The following is a 13,937-nucleotide window of genomic DNA, read 5'->3' as shown; positions in this document are numbered from 1 at the left end:
CTCAGGAGCGGGCGTTCCACGCGGCCAGCGTGTCCTGCAGGCTGGCGGCGCGCGGGGGGCGCGGCTGCTCGGGCACGCTGCGCGAAAAGCGCGGCGCCGGCGCGGGCTGGAGCACGCCACCGGCCTCGGTGAACGTGGCGCGCGCGCGGTTGTGGGCGTGCTGCGGCGCCTCGTCCCAGTCGAGCACGGGGGCGAAGCAGGCATCGCTGCCTTCCAGCAGCTCGCACCACTGCTGGCGCGTGCGCGTGCGGAACACGTCGGCCAGGCGCAGCTTGAGCAGGGGCCAGCGCGCGGCGTCCAGTTGCGCGTCGAACAGCGGGTCCTGTATGCCGCAGCGCTGGCGCAGCTCGGCGTAGAACTGCGGCTCGATGGCGCCTATGGCGATGTATTTGCCGTCGGCGCAGGCATAGGTGTCATAGAAGTGCGCGCCGCCGTCCAGCAGGTTCTCTCCGCGCTGGTTGCTCCACTGGCCCTTGGCCTTGAAGCCGTACATGAAGGCCGACAGCAGGGCCGTGCCATCGGTCATGGCCGCATCGATGACCTGGCCCCGGCCGCTGCGCCCGGCCTCGTGCAGGGCGGCCAGCAGGCCCACGGCCAGCAGCATGCCGCCGCCGCCGAAGTCGCCCACGTAGTTGAGCGGCGGCACGGGCGCCTCGCCCGCGCGGCCGATGGCGTGCAGCGCGCCGGAGATGGCGATGTAGTTGATGTCATGCCCCGCCGCATGCGCCAGCGGCCCGTGCTGGCCCCAGCCCGTCATGCGGCCGTAGACCAGGCGCGGGTTGCGCGCCAGGCAGGGCTCGGGGCCCAGGCCCAGGCGCTCCATCACGCCGGGCCGAAAGCCCTCGATGAGCAGATCGGCGCGTGCGATCAGCGCCAGGGCCGAGGCCTGGCCTTCCTCGCCGCGCAGGTCGATCTCGACCTGGCTGCGGCTGCGCGTGGTGATGTCCTGCGCATCGACCGGCGTGCCGGGCCGCGCGATGCGCAGCACCTCGGCACCCATGTCGGCCAGCAGCATGGCGCAGAACGGCCCCGGGCCCAGGCCCGCGAACTCGACCACGCGCACGCCTTCAAGCGGTCCTGGCATGGAGGTCTCCTTTGTTCTCTTTTCTTCAATGAACCATAGAGCAGAGCGCTATGGAACTGGCGTTGTCCAAGCGAGAGACACCGAGGAAGGGCCGCCCCGCACCGAAGGTGTCGTCCCCCATTGGGGGAAGCCGCTCAGCGGCTCAGGGGGTAATTCCTGTACTCCTCGCGCAGCTTCGTTTTCAGCAGCTTGCCGGTGGCCGTGTGCGGCAGCTCGGCCACCTGCAGCACATCGTCGGGCAGCCACCATTTGGCGATGCGCGTGGACAGGAAGTCGAGCATGGACTCGCGGCTGACGCTGTGGCCTGCGCGCGGCACCACCAGCAGCAGCGGCCGCTCCTGCCACTTGGGATGGGCCACGCCGATGATGGCGGCCTCGGCCACGCCGGGATGGCCCATGGCGGCGTTCTCCACGTCGATGGAGGAAATCCATTCGCCGCCCGACTTGATCACGTCCTTGGCGCGGTCCACCAGCTGCAGGAAGCCGTCGGCATCGATGGTGGCCACGTCGCCCGTGGTGAAGAAGCCTTCCTCATCGACGGGCGAGCCGCCTTCGCCCTTGAAGTAGCCGCTGGCGATCCAGGGGCCGCGCACGCGCAGGTGTCCCCGGGCCTGGCCGTCCCAGGGCTGGGGCCGGCCGTCGTCGTCCACGATCTTGAGGTCCACGCCCCAGACGCCGCGCCCCTGCTTGAGCTTGACCTTCACCAGTTCCTCGCCCGACAGCGTGTCGTGCCGGGGCAGCAGCTTGCTGACCACGCCGATGGGGCTGGTCTCGGTCATGCCCCAGCCCTGCACGACCTGGGCGCCGAACTGGTTCTCGAAGCGCTCCAGCATGGCGCGCGGCACGGCCGCGCCGCCGATGCCTATGCTCTTGACGCCCAGCGCGCGCGGGTCGATGTCGGGATGCGCATCCAGGTACTGGAACAGCATCAGCCACACGGTGGGCACGCCCTGCGAGAAGGTGACCTTCTCGTCGCGCATGAGCTCGTAGACGCTCTGGCCGTCCAGGTGGGGGCCGGGCAGCACCAGCCGGGCACCGGCCATGGCCGCCGCATAGGGCGTGCCCCAGGCGTTGGCATGGAACATGGGCACGATGAGCATCACGGTCTCGCTCGCGTTCAGGCCGAAGGTGTCGGGCGCCAGCTCCATCAGCGTGTGCAGCACGGTGGAGCGGTGCGAGTACAGCACGCCCTTGGGGTGGCCCGTGGTGCCCGAGGTGTAGCACAGCGACGAAGCCGTGCGCTCGTCGAACTCGGGCCAGTCGAAGTCCTCGCACTGGTTGCCCACCAGCTCGTCCCAGCAGTGCAGGTCGGGCAGGTCCAGCGTGGGCATGTGCTCGCGCGAACTCATGCAGACATAGGTGGTGACGGTCTTCAGATGCGGTGCGAGCTTTTCCACCAGCGGCGCGAAGGTCACGTCGAAGAACAGCACCCGGTCCTCGGCATGGTTGGCGATGTATTCGATCTGCTCGGGAAACAGGCGTGGGTTGATGGTGTGCAGCACCGCGCCGCTGCCCGAGACGCCGAAGTACAGCGCCAGGTGGCGCCAGCTGTTCCAGGCCAGCGTGCCCACGCGTTCGCCAGGCTGCACGCCCAGCGACTGCAGGGCGTTGGCCACCTGGCAGGAGGCGCGGCGCATGCCGGCCCAGTCGGTGCGGTGCAGGCCACCGTCCCGGGTTTCCGGCAGGCGCGAGACGATCTCGGTGTGCGGGTGAAAGCGCGCCGCATGCTCGATCAGCGACGAGATCATGAGCGGGCGGTCCTGCATCAGTCCTTGCAAGGCGGGCATGGGGTGTCTCCTGTCGTTGTCCTGAAGGCTGGGGTCATTGCACGGGCGCGTAGCGGCTGCCGTCGAAGCGCACGAGCTGCATCTTCTTGATGGGGAAGAAATCGTCCGCACCGGTCTGCAGGCTGATCCCCGGGTAGAGCATGGGCAGGTCCATCTTCAGGCTGGCGGCCTGCTTCATGATGTTGGCGCGCGTGAGTTCGTCGCCGGCCTGCCTGAGCACCTGAACCAGGGTCTGGGCCTGGGAGTAGCCGATGACGTTGAGCGAATCGTTGGGGTCGCCCGCCGGGTAGAACTGCTTCATGAAGGCCAGGTAGCCGGCCAGTTCGGGCGTGCCCTGGTTGGTGGGGTCCGAGGGCTCGCGCAGGTAGCTGGCCGTCATCACGCCGCGCGCGTTGTCCAGGCCCGCAGGCTTGAGCACCGAGCTGATGGACAGCGAGACGCTGACCAGGTAGTGCGCAGGCTTCCAGCCGATGTCGGCGGCCTTGCGTATGGATTGGGCCGCGAACTTGGGCGTGCTGATGTTGATGAAGGTGTCCGCCCCCGAGCCCTTGAGCGCCACCATCTGGCTGTCCACCGTGGGGTCGCCGACCTCGTAGGTCTGCTGCACGACGATGCGCTGCTTGGCCTGCTCGCCGAATCCGTCGAGCACGCCCTTGAGGTAGTCCTTGCCGAAGTCGTCGTTCTGCATCAGGACGGCCACCTTGGCCTGGGGCCGCGTGGCCAGGATGTGCTGGGCGAAGGTGCGGCCTTCGAGCTGGTAGGTGGGCTGCCAGCCCATGGTCCAGGGGAAGTTCTTCGGATCGCCCCAGCGTGTGGCGCCCGTGGAGACGAACAGCTGGGGCACCTTGCGCTGGTTCATGTAGCGATGCACGGCCTGGTTGTGCGAGGTGCCCAGCGCGCCGAACATCAGCAGCACGCCGTCGCGCTCGACCAGCTTGCGCGTCTGCTCCACGCTCTGCGCGGGGTTGTAGGCGTCGTCGGCGGAGAGGTAGGTGATCTTGCGGCCGTTGATGCCGCCCTCGGCATTGATCTTGGCGAAGTAGGCCGCATGGGCCTTGCCGATGGTGCCGTAGGCCGACACCGGGCCCGAGTAGGGCACGAAGTTGCCGATGCGGATCTCGGTGTCGCTGGCGCCGGTGTCGTACTTCTTTTGGGTCTGGGTCTGGGCCTGGGCTGGCGCCTGGGTGATGGCCGGCAGGGCCAGCGCCAGGCAGGCGATCAGGGCCCAGGGGCCCCGGGCGATGGTGTTGCGCATGGTTGTCTCCTGGCTTGCGGGCAGCGTGCCCGCTTTTCTTGTGGTGGCCGGTCCATGGTAGGAACCGGCCCGGCGCTCGCCCATCGTCGATTCCGACGAATGCATGTGCGGACGCAGCAAGGCGCGTCGGGACGGCGTGGAAGGAAGGCGCGGCGCTCAGCCCGGCTGGCGTGGCGCGAACACTGGCTCGCGCTTTTGCATGAAGGCCTGCACGCCTTCCATGAAGGCCGGCGCGCCCACCAGCTCGCGCTGGCGTTCGGCCTCGTAGTGAAGCTGCTGCTCCAGCGTGGAAGCGGCTGCGTGGTCCAGCGCGCGGCGGGCTTCCAGCACGGCGCCGGCCGGCAGCCGCGCCAGGCGGGCGGCCGTGGCCAGGGCCTGTTCGCGCAGGGCCTCGTCGTCCACGCAGGCCCAGACCAGGCCCCAGTCGGCAGCCTGCTGCGCGCCCAGCCTGTCGCCCAGCAGGGACAGGCCCAGGGCGCGCGCACGGCCCAGCCGGCGCTCGATGAACCAGGTGGTGCCCAGGTCCGGCACGATGCCCAGGCGCGGCAGGAAAGGCAGGTAGAAGTAGGCCGAGCGCGCCGCCAGCGCCACGTCGCCGGCCAGGGCCAGGCCCACGCCTGCCCCGGCTGCCGCGCCGTTGATGGCGCAGACCACGGGCACGGGCAACTGCTGCAGGTCCAGGATGAGGCGGTTGGACAACTGCTGCATGTTGTCGGCCGTCTGCGCGCCCAGCGTGCGGCCATCGGCCTGGGCCCCGCCTTGTGCCCCGCCTTGCGCGCCGCCCATGGACGACAGGTCCGCGCCCACGCAGAACCCCCGGCCCTCGGCGGTGAGCACCAGGGCGCGGAGGGAGGTGTCCTCGCGCACCTCGGCCAGCAGTTCGCGCAGCCGCAGCTGCAAGGGCCTGCCCAGCGGATTCATGCGGGCGCTGTCCTGGAGGACGATGAGGGCGATCTCGCCGCTGTCGCCGCTGTCGTCGTTGTCGCCGTGGCGTTCCATGCGGACGGCCGGACTGGAATTCATGGGGGACTCCTGTGGGTGGGGATGGAAAGTCAGGCACGCGGCCGCTGCCGGGGCAGGTGCAGGCCCGGCCGGCCCGGTCGGCCCAGTCGGTGCAGCAGGCCCATCACGCCGCCGGGCATGGCGAACATGAAGACGATGAGCACGGTGCCGTAGACGGCCCAGGGCGCGGCCTTGGACACCTGCTCGGCCAGCCCCGGGATGAACATGATGAACAGGGCGCCGAACAGGGCGCCCCACAGCGTTCCCACGCCGCCCACCACCACGCCCACCAGCAGCGAGATCGACAGGAACATGGTGAAGGAGTCGGGCGCCACGAACTGCACGGCAATGGCCGACAGCGCGCCGCCCACGCCCGTGTAGCCGGCTGAAATCGCAAAGGCCATGGACTTGCAGTGCGCGTTGTCCACGCCCATGGCCTCGGCCGCCATGGCGTGGTCGCGGATGGCGCGCAGCGCCAGGCCGCTGCCGCTGTCTATGAGGTTGCGCGCCATCCAGAACAGCAGCGCCGCCACGGCCAATGCATAGAGGTAGAACCACTGGTCGGCATCCAGCGGCAGGCCCCAGGGCGCCTCGGGCTTGGTCAGCACGATGCCGCCCACGCCGCCGGTCCAGGCCTCCAGGTGGCGGTACTTGAGCAGCTGGGGCATGGCCACGCCCAGCGCAAAGGTGGCCAGCGCCAGGTACAGCCCTTCCAGCCTGAGCGCGGGCCGCCCGAACAGGTAGCCCGCCGCCAGGCTCACCAGGCCCGCTGCAGGCACGGCCAGCCAGTAGGCCAGGCCCGCGCGGTCCATCAGGATGCCGGCCGCATAGGCGCCTATGGCGAAGAAGGCGCCATGGCCCAGCGAGATCTGGCCGCTGTAGCCCGTGAGGATGTTCAGCCCCACCAGGGCCACGGCATAGGCCAGCACCATGGAGGCCTGGAACAGCTGGTAGCCCTTGGCCACGAAGACCAGCGAGCAGGCCGCCAGCGCCAGCGCCGCGATCAGTACCGTGCCCAGGGGCAGGGGGCGTCGCGCGCTGGTGGCGGCGACCAGTGCGTCAGACGAGGAGGCGGATCGTGTGGACATCATTGTTCTCCAGGGCGTTGGGCACAAAACTGGCGTGGCCCAAAAGCGAGGGACACCGAGCAAGGGCCTACGCCGGCCGCGCCGCCCCGCCGCGAGGGTGTCGTCCCCCTCCCGCGTAGCGAGAGAGGGGGCGCCGTGCAACGGGAAGCGGCGTAGCCGCTCAGGGGGGGCATTGTTCAAACCCTCCTGACGACTTTGCGGCCCATCAGCCCGGCGGGCCGCACGATGAGAACGCCCACGATCAGCACCAGGGCCACCGAGAGCTTGAGTTCGGTGCCGACCACGTAGCTGCCCACCAGGTTTTCAAGCACGCCCACGATGAAGCCGCCCAGCACGGCGCCCGCGGGGCTGTCGATTCCGCCCAGCAGCGCGCCCGCAAAGGCATACAGCAGCACGCCGCTCATCATGTGCGGATCGAGGAAGACCACGGGCGCCACCATCATCCCGGCCACCGCGCCGATGGCGCCGGCCAGGCCCCAGCCCAGCATCAGCATGCGCCCCACGGAGATGCCCACCAGGCGCGAGGAGGCCGGGTTCTGCGCGGCCGCGCGCATGGCCAGCCCCAGCGGCGTGAGCCGGAAGAAGGCAAACAGCAGGTCCACGATGGACAGCGCCACGAAGATGGTGCCCACCTCATGGGCCGACATCAGGGCGCTGCCATACCAGGCGTCGGCCGGGAACGGGCTGGGAAACTCCTTGATGGTGTAGCCGAAGATCCAGCCGGCCAGGCTGTGGAAGACGATCAGCAGGCCGATGAAGACCACCACCTGGGCCAGGTCCGCCGCCTTGTGCATGGGGCGGATGACGGCGAACTCCACGGCCGCGCCCAGCACGAAGGACAGCGCCACCGTGGCCAGGAAGGCCCACCAGTACGGCAGCCCCGCCTGCAGCAGCGCCCAGGCGATGAAGGTGGAGAACATGGCCATCTCGCCCTGCGCGAAATTGATGTGGTGCGTGGCCTGGTAGATCATGACCAGGGCCAGGGCCACGGTGGCATAGATGCCGCCCGTGGCCAGGCCGGCCAGCAATTGGTGGATGAAGGCGTCCATGGCCGCTACTCCCCGAGATAGGCCTGGCGTACCGCATCGTTGCGGCGCATGGCTTCGCTGGGGCCGTGCAGCACGATGCGGCCGGTCTCCAGCAGGTAGGCGCTGTGCGCCAGCTCCAGCGCCAGGCGCGCGTTCTGCTCCACAAGAAGAATGGTCGTGCCCTGCTCCTCGTTGATGCGCCGCAGGATGCCGAAGATGTCGCGCACCACCAGCGGCGCCAGGCCGAAAGAGGGCTCGTCCAGCAGCAGCAGGCGCGGGCGGCCCATGAGGGCGCGGCCTATGGCCAGCATCTGCTGCTCGCCGCCCGACAGCGTGCCGGCCTGCTGGGTGCGGCGTTCCCTGAGTCGCGGGAAGTAGCCGAACAGGCGCTCCATGTCGCCGGCCACGTCGGCACGGGCCGCCCGCGTGGGGCGGGCCTGCGCGCCCAGGCGCAGGTTCTCCTCGGCGCTGAGCTGGGCGAAGGTGCCGCGCCCGTCGGGCACATGGCCCACGCCGTGGCGCGCGATGCGCTCGGTGCTGTGCCGGTCTATGCGTTCGCCGGCCAGGCGCACCTCGCCGCGCGTGTCTACCAGGTGGCGGCAGATGGCGCGCAGCGTGGTGGTCTTGCCCGCGCCATTGGCGCCCAGCAGGGCCGTGACGCGGCCTTCGGCCAGGTCCATGTCGATGCCGTCCAGCACGCGCACCGACCCGTAGGCCGCATGCAGTCCGCGGATTTCAAGCAGTGCCGGCATGCGCCACCTCCCTGTCCTGATCCTGCGGCTGCATGTCCGAACCCAGGTAGGCGCGGATGACTTCGGCATGGGCGCGAACCTCGCCCGGCGTGCCTTCGGCGATCTTGCGGCCGAAGTTCAGCGCCACGACCTTGTCGCTCACGCGCATGACCAGGCCCATGTGGTGCTCCACCAGCAGCACGGTCAGCCCCAGCCGGTCGCGCAGCGACAGGATCAGGTCGCCCAGGCCGGCCAGCTCCTCATGGTTGAGGCCGCAGGCCGGCTCGTCCAGCAGCAGCAACTGCGGGCGGCAGGCCAGGGCGCGCGCCAGCTCCACGCGCTTTTGCGTGCCGAAGGGCAGGTCGGCCACGCGGCGCTCTGCCACGCCCGTCAGCTCCAGCAGGGCCATCAGCGATTGCGCCTGGGCGCGGGCTTCTGCCTCGCGCCGGCGCACGCCGGGCAGGCGCAGGGCGTCGCGCACAAAGCCGGCGTGCTGGTGGCTGTGCGTGCCCAGGCGCACGTTGTCGGCCACCGTCATGCTGGAAAACAGGGCCAGGTTCTGGAAGGTGCGGCCCATGCCCAGCGCGGCCATGCGGTGGCGCGCCAGCGTGGCCAGCGGCTGGCCGCGAAAGCGGATGTGGCCGGCCTGCCAGGCATACAGCCGCGACAGGCAGTTGAACAGGCTGCTCTTGCCTGCGCCGTTGGGGCCGATGAGGCCGCAGATCTGGCCTGCCGCAACATCGAAACTCACGCCGTCCAGCGCGACGATGCCGCCGAAGCGCAGCGAAACGCCTTCGATGCGCAGCAGGGGCTGCGAGTCCTGGCTCATGGCTTTCCCTCCCCCCGATGGTGGGCGGCCGGCGCGGCCCGCGCCGGTCGCACCGTGGCATGGCGGCGCCTACAGGCGCTCGATGATGGTGACGTTGGCCATGCCGCCGCCCTCGCACATGGTCTGCAGGCCGTAGCGCCCGCCGCGTGCGTGCAGGGCGTGGATCAGCGTGGCCATGAGCTTGGTGCCCGAGGCGCCCAGCGGATGGCCAAGCGCAATGGCGCCGCCGTTGACGTTGAGCCGCGCCGGATCGGCGCCCGTGGCCTGCAGCCAGGCCAGGGGCACGGGGGCAAAGGCCTCGTTGACTTCGTACAGGTCGATGTCGGAGATGCGCATGCCGGCCTTTTTCAGCGCGGCCTGGGTGGCGGGGATGGGGGCCTCCAGCATGATCACGGGGTCATGCCCCAGCAGGCTCATGTGGTGGATGCGCGCCAGCGGCTGCACGCCCAGAGCCTTGAGGCCGCGCTCGCTGACCACCATGACGCCGCTGGCGCCATCGCAGATCTGGCTGGCCGTGGCCGCCGTCACGCAGCCGCCTTCGCGGATGGTCTTGACGCCGGCAATGCCCTCCAGCGTGGCGTTGAAGCGTATGCCTTCATCCACCGTGTGCGGCTGGCCTTCGCCCTCGGCACCGCCTTCGGCGCTGCGCGCCTGCACGACCAGGATCTCGTGGTCGAAGCGGCCCTCGCGCGCGGCCTGCACGGCGCGCTCATGGCTTTGCAGCGCATAGGCGTCCAGCTGGTCCTTGGCCAGGCCGTACTTGCCGGCCATCATCTCGGCGCCCATGAACTGGCTGAACTCCACGCCCGGGTAGCGCTTCTGCATGGCCGGGCTCATGTAGACGCCCAGGCCGGCCTTGGCGGGCAGGGCGTTGGGCGTGCCCATGGGCACGCGCGACATGCTCTCCACGCCAGCGGCGATCACCATGTCCATGCTGCCCGACATCACGGCCTGGGCCGCGAAATGCAGTGCCTGCTGGGACGACCCGCACTGCCGGTCCACCGTGGTGCCCGGCACGGACTCGGGCAGGGACGAGGCCAGCACCGCGTTGCGCGCCACGTTCGTCGCCTGCTGGCCGACCTGGCTGACGCAGCCCATGATCACGTCCTCGACCTGGGCCGGGTCGGCCTGGCTGCGGCGCACCAGCTCGTCCAGCACCTGGGCCGCGAGATCGGCCGGATGCCAGCCCGAGAGCTTTCCGCCGCGCTTGCCGCCCGCCGTGCGCGTGGCGGCGACGATGTATGCCTGTGCCATGGATATGTCTCCTGTTCCTGTATTCCTGGGGGGATGGTGGCCCGGCCGGCGCGGGCCGGGCATCGTCGCAAGCGACGATTCCGGCCAGGGAAAACGCGGGGACGGTGCCTGCCGTGGTGACTGGGCGGTACGCCTAGCGCGGCGCCATGCGGATGGCGCCGTCCAGGCGCACGCACTCGCCGTTGAAGTAGCCGTTGGTGATCATGGTTTCGGCCAGGTGGGCGTATTCGTCGGGCTGCCCCAGCCGCTTGGGAAAGGGCACGGAGGCGGCCAGCGCCGCCTTCACGTTGTCGGGCGCGCCCTGCAGCAGCGGCGTGTCGAAGATGCCGGGCAGGATGGTGTTCACGCGGATGCCCTCGCCCATGAGGTCGCGCGCGATGGGCAGGGTCATGCCCGTGATGCCGGCCTTGCTGGCCGAGTAGCTGGCCTGGCCCATCTGCCCGTCCTGCGCCGCCACCGAGGCGGTGTTGACGATGGCGCCGCGCTCGCCGTCGGCCAGCGGCTCCAGCGTGAGCATGCCCGCCGCCGACTTGGCGATGCAGCGGAAGGTGCCCACCAGGTTGATCTGGATGATGCGGTCGAAATTGGCCACGGGCAGGTGCCGGATCTCGCCCGTGGCCTTGTCGCGGCTGGCCGTCTTGACGGCATTGCCCGTGCCCGCGCAGTTGACCAGGATGCGCTCCTGCCCGTGGGCCGCGCGGGCCTGGGCAAAGCCCGCGTCCACGCTGGCCTCGTCGGTCACGTCCACGCGGCAGAACAGGCCGCCTGTCTCGCGCGCCAGCGCCTGCCCGGCCGTCTCGTTGAGGTCGAACAGGGCGACGCGCACGCCTTTTGCGGCCAGGCGGCGCGCGGTGGCCGCGCCCAGGCCCGATGCCCCGCCCGTGACGACGGCGCTGATGCTTGCGTCAAGCTGCATGTGAAGGTCTCCTTGGTTGGTGCGTTGGCGGTGCGCCGGTGCCTGTCGCCTTGGATCGGGACAGGGGGCGGTTCGCCACCTATGATCTGCCTCCAAGTCTAGGAATCGCCCCGTCTTGCCGCCATCGTCGAAACCGACGAAAGTGCCCGGTGCCTCACCCCTTCACAGTGCCCCCTGCCTGCATGCAGCCCCCAGCGCCCACCCCTTCCTCCGGCCCCGGTCCGGGTTCCGGCTACGTGCCGCAGGCCAAGCTGAGCCCGCCGCGCGCCGCTGCCGCCCAGGTGGCCCGGCTGGCCGTTGCCGCGCGCTGGCCCGAGGCCTTGCGCGCCCGCGTGGTGCTGGTGCGCGCCCCTGCCGGCTTCGGCAAGACCACGGCCATGCGCCAGATGCGCGAGCGCCTGCAGGCCGAGGGCCAGGCCACGGCCTGGCTGACGCTGGATGCCGCCGACAACGATGTCTCACGCTTTCTGCAGTGCCTGGGCGCGGCTGTGCGCACCCTGGGAGTGGGGCCGTCGCAAGGCGCCGGCGAGTTGTCCCAGGCCCTGCATGCGCTGGCCGGCGAGGGCCGCTCCTTTGCGCTGTTCATCGATGATTTCGAGGTGCTGCACAACGATGCCGTGCTCGGCCTGGTGCGCCAGCTCATGGAGCAGCTGCCCGAGCGCGGGCGCCTGGTCATAGGCTCGCGCGCGCTGCCGGCCCTGGGACTGGGGCGGCTGCGCACCAGTGGCCAGTTGCTGGAGATCGATGCGGCGCTGCTGCGCTTTTCCGTGGGCGAGGCCGAGGAGTTCTTTCGCCTGCGCGGCTGCCCGCTGCCGCGCGAGGCCCTGGCGCGGCTGCTGGACAAGACCGAAGGCTGGATAGGCGCGCTGTGGCTGGCCTCGCTGGCGCTGGAGCGCCATGGCCCGCACAGCGATTTCATCGAGCGCTTCTCGGGCTCGGAGCGCGCCGTGGCCGACTACCTGGCCGAGGATGTGCTGGCTCAGCAGCCCGCGTCCGTGCGCGACTTCCTGCTGCGCACCAGCATCCTGCGCACGCTGGATGCCCAGGTCTGCCAGGCCCTGGTGCCGCGTGCCGACGGCGCCGCCATGCTGCAGGCGCTGGAGCAGGCCCACCTGTTCCTGGTGCCGCTGGCCGACGAGGCGCAGGGTGGCCAGGGCGGGCACAGCTGGCGCTACCACAGCATGTTTGCCGACTTCCTGCGCGCACAGCTGCTGCGCGAGCAGCCCGGTGAACTGACGCGCCTTCACCTGGCGGCCAGCGGCTGGTACGAATCCTGCGGCCGGCCCGTGCCCGCCATCGAGCATGCGCTGGAAGGCGGCGACCTGCCGCATGCCCTGTCCCTGCTGGCGCGCCACGCCGAGGCGCTGATGGAGCAGGGCCGCATGCGCCTGCTGTCGCGCTGGTTTTCGGCCATGCCGGCGCCGCTGATGGCGCGCGAGCCGCTGCTGCAGGCCGTGGCCGCCTATGCCGACTGCTTCACGCGCGGCCCCTGGCAGGCGCAGCAGCGGCTGGACGCCTTGCGGCCCCGCATGGCCGCGGACCCCGCCGCGCAGGCGCTGGTCATGGCCCTGCAGCCGCTGCTGCTGGCCATGATGGACCGCGTGGAAGAGGCAGCACCCCTGGGCCGCCAGGCGCTGGCCTGCCTGCCCAGCTGCCGGCCGTTTGCGGACAGCTCGCTGACCAATGCCATGGCCTACGTGGTGTCGGTGCTGGGCGATGCCGAGGAGGCCCACCGCCTGCTGGACGCGGCGCGCAGCACCCAGGCCGGCAGCCTGTTCAGCCGCATGTACACCGAGGCCATGGAGGGCGTGCTGGACCTGTCGGGCGGGCGGCTGCGGCAGGCGGCGTCGCGCTTTCGCGTGGCGCTGGCCGCCACGCCGCGCAGCGCCTCCTACAACCCCACCAACGGCAATGCCTGGGCAGGCGTGCTGCATGCCGGCGTGCTCTACGAGACCAACGACCTCGACGGCGCCGACCACCTGCTCAACGTCTACCTGCCGCTGGCCCGCGACGTGGGCCTGCCCGACCATGTGATCTCCAGCTACCGCATGCGTGCGCGCATTGCCTTCGTGCGTGGCGATGTGGATGCGGCCTTCGGCCTGCTGACCGAACTGGAGTACCTGGGGCATGAACGCCAGCTGCCCCGCGTGACGGCCAGCGCGCGGCTGGAGCATGCGCGCATCTTCGTGCTGCAGGGCAACCGGGCCGCCGCGTCCGAGGCGCTGGAGCGTGCCGACGATCCCGGCGTATGGCCGCGCGTGGAACGCCTGCGCCTGCCCCCGCACGAGGTGGAGGACATCGCCATCGCCCGGCTGCGCTGGGGTCTGCACTTTGGCGACTGCCGTGCCGTGCGCGATGCCATCGCCCCCTTGCTGGCCGATGCGCAACTGCGCGGGCGCCGCCACCGCAGCCTCAAGCTGCAGGTGCTGTGCGCGCTGGCCGAGGCGGGCTGCGGCGACTTGGACGCCGCAGCCGCCATGCTGGGCCAACCGCTGCGCCACGGTGCCAGCGAAGGCTTTGTGCGCCTGATGCTCGATGAGGGGCCGCTGCTCGCGCCCGTGCTGCAGCGCGTGCTGTCGCCTTCACTGCCGCTTTCACTGCCGCTTTCACTATCGCGCCGCACGGAACCGGCGGAGCCGGAGGCTGCCGCCCATGCACAGCGGCTGCTGTCTGCCCTGGGCGAGCCTGCCGAGTCCGCCGATCCCCCCGAGCTGCAGGCAGCGGATGCGCCCCAGGGCCTGGCGCCGGCCACGGCGCTTGCCGAGCCCCTGACCCGCAAGGAGCTGCGCGTGCTGGAACTGCTGGCCTCGGGCTACTCCAATGCGGCCATGGCCGAAAAGCTCTTCGTCTCCGACAGCACGGTGCGCACCCACCTGCGCAGCATCAACCTCAAGCTGGGCGCGCGCAGCCGCACCCAGGCCGTGGCGCTGGCGCGGGAGCTGCGGGTTTTGCGCTAGGCCGCT

General features: G+C 70.6%; 11 protein-coding genes. 1 reads left to right on the top strand and 10 read right to left on the bottom strand.

Going from position 1 to position 13,937, the window contains the following annotated elements; all coding sequences use genetic code 11:
• Nucleotide 1: 1 nt before the first annotated feature.
• The 10 genes from ACUTR7_RS11305 to ACUTR7_RS11260 form a co-directional block, all read right to left on the bottom strand.
• Nucleotides 2–1,084, bottom strand: a complete 1,083-nt coding sequence (locus tag ACUTR7_RS11305) for a CaiB/BaiF CoA transferase family protein (RefSeq protein WP_012206624.1) — start codon at nucleotides 1,082–1,084, stop codon at nucleotides 2–4.
• A 134-nt stretch (nucleotides 1,085–1,218) separates the two neighbouring features.
• On the bottom strand, nucleotides 1,219–2,871 hold the full coding sequence (locus ACUTR7_RS11300; protein ID WP_445608877.1) for a long-chain-fatty-acid--CoA ligase: 1,653 nt from the start codon (nucleotides 2,869–2,871) through the stop codon (nucleotides 1,219–1,221).
• A 34-nt stretch (nucleotides 2,872–2,905) separates the two neighbouring features.
• Entirely contained in the window at nucleotides 2,906–4,126 is a 1,221-nt protein-coding gene (locus ACUTR7_RS11295; protein WP_315533556.1) for an ABC transporter substrate-binding protein, read from the bottom strand.
• A gap of 156 nt (nucleotides 4,127–4,282) precedes the next feature.
• Nucleotides 4,283–5,149: an enoyl-CoA hydratase-related protein gene (locus ACUTR7_RS11290; protein WP_445608876.1), complete on the bottom strand. Its 867-nt coding sequence runs from the start codon at nucleotides 5,147–5,149 to the stop codon at nucleotides 4,283–4,285.
• Between the two features lie 29 nt (nucleotides 5,150–5,178).
• Nucleotides 5,179–6,216, bottom strand: a complete 1,038-nt coding sequence (locus ACUTR7_RS11285) for a branched-chain amino acid ABC transporter permease (RefSeq protein ID WP_445608875.1) — start codon at nucleotides 6,214–6,216, stop codon at nucleotides 5,179–5,181.
• 176 nt (nucleotides 6,217–6,392) lie between these two features.
• A complete protein-coding gene (locus tag ACUTR7_RS11280; RefSeq protein WP_445608874.1) occupies nucleotides 6,393–7,265 on the bottom strand; it encodes a branched-chain amino acid ABC transporter permease in 873 nt (290 codons plus the stop codon).
• A 5-nt stretch (nucleotides 7,266–7,270) separates the two neighbouring features.
• Complete coding sequence (locus ACUTR7_RS11275; protein ID WP_445608873.1) at nucleotides 7,271–7,996, bottom strand: ABC transporter ATP-binding protein; 726 nt, start codon at nucleotides 7,994–7,996, stop codon at nucleotides 7,271–7,273.
• Entirely contained in the window at nucleotides 7,980–8,804 is an 825-nt protein-coding gene (locus ACUTR7_RS11270; protein ID WP_016449217.1) for an ABC transporter ATP-binding protein, read from the bottom strand. Before ACUTR7_RS11270 ends, ACUTR7_RS11275 begins: the two co-directional genes overlap by 17 nt.
• 69 nt (nucleotides 8,805–8,873) lie before the next feature.
• On the bottom strand, nucleotides 8,874–10,058 hold the full coding sequence (locus ACUTR7_RS11265; protein ID WP_445608872.1) for an acetyl-CoA C-acetyltransferase: 1,185 nt from the start codon (nucleotides 10,056–10,058) through the stop codon (nucleotides 8,874–8,876).
• 133 nt (nucleotides 10,059–10,191) lie between these two features.
• Nucleotides 10,192–10,974 (bottom strand): SDR family NAD(P)-dependent oxidoreductase, encoded by a 783-nt coding sequence (locus ACUTR7_RS11260; protein WP_034395951.1) that lies wholly within the window; start codon nucleotides 10,972–10,974, stop codon nucleotides 10,192–10,194.
• A gap of 182 nt (nucleotides 10,975–11,156) precedes the next feature.
• Between ACUTR7_RS11260 and ACUTR7_RS11255 the strand changes: the two genes are divergently transcribed.
• Complete coding sequence (locus tag ACUTR7_RS11255) at nucleotides 11,157–13,931, top strand: LuxR C-terminal-related transcriptional regulator (RefSeq protein ID WP_445608871.1); 2,775 nt, start codon at nucleotides 11,157–11,159, stop codon at nucleotides 13,929–13,931.
• Nucleotides 13,932–13,937: the final 6 nt, after the last annotated feature.

This window comes from Delftia sp. NA_296.1, assembly GCF_052692095.1.
This window is presented reverse-complemented; position numbering and strand designations above follow the sequence as displayed.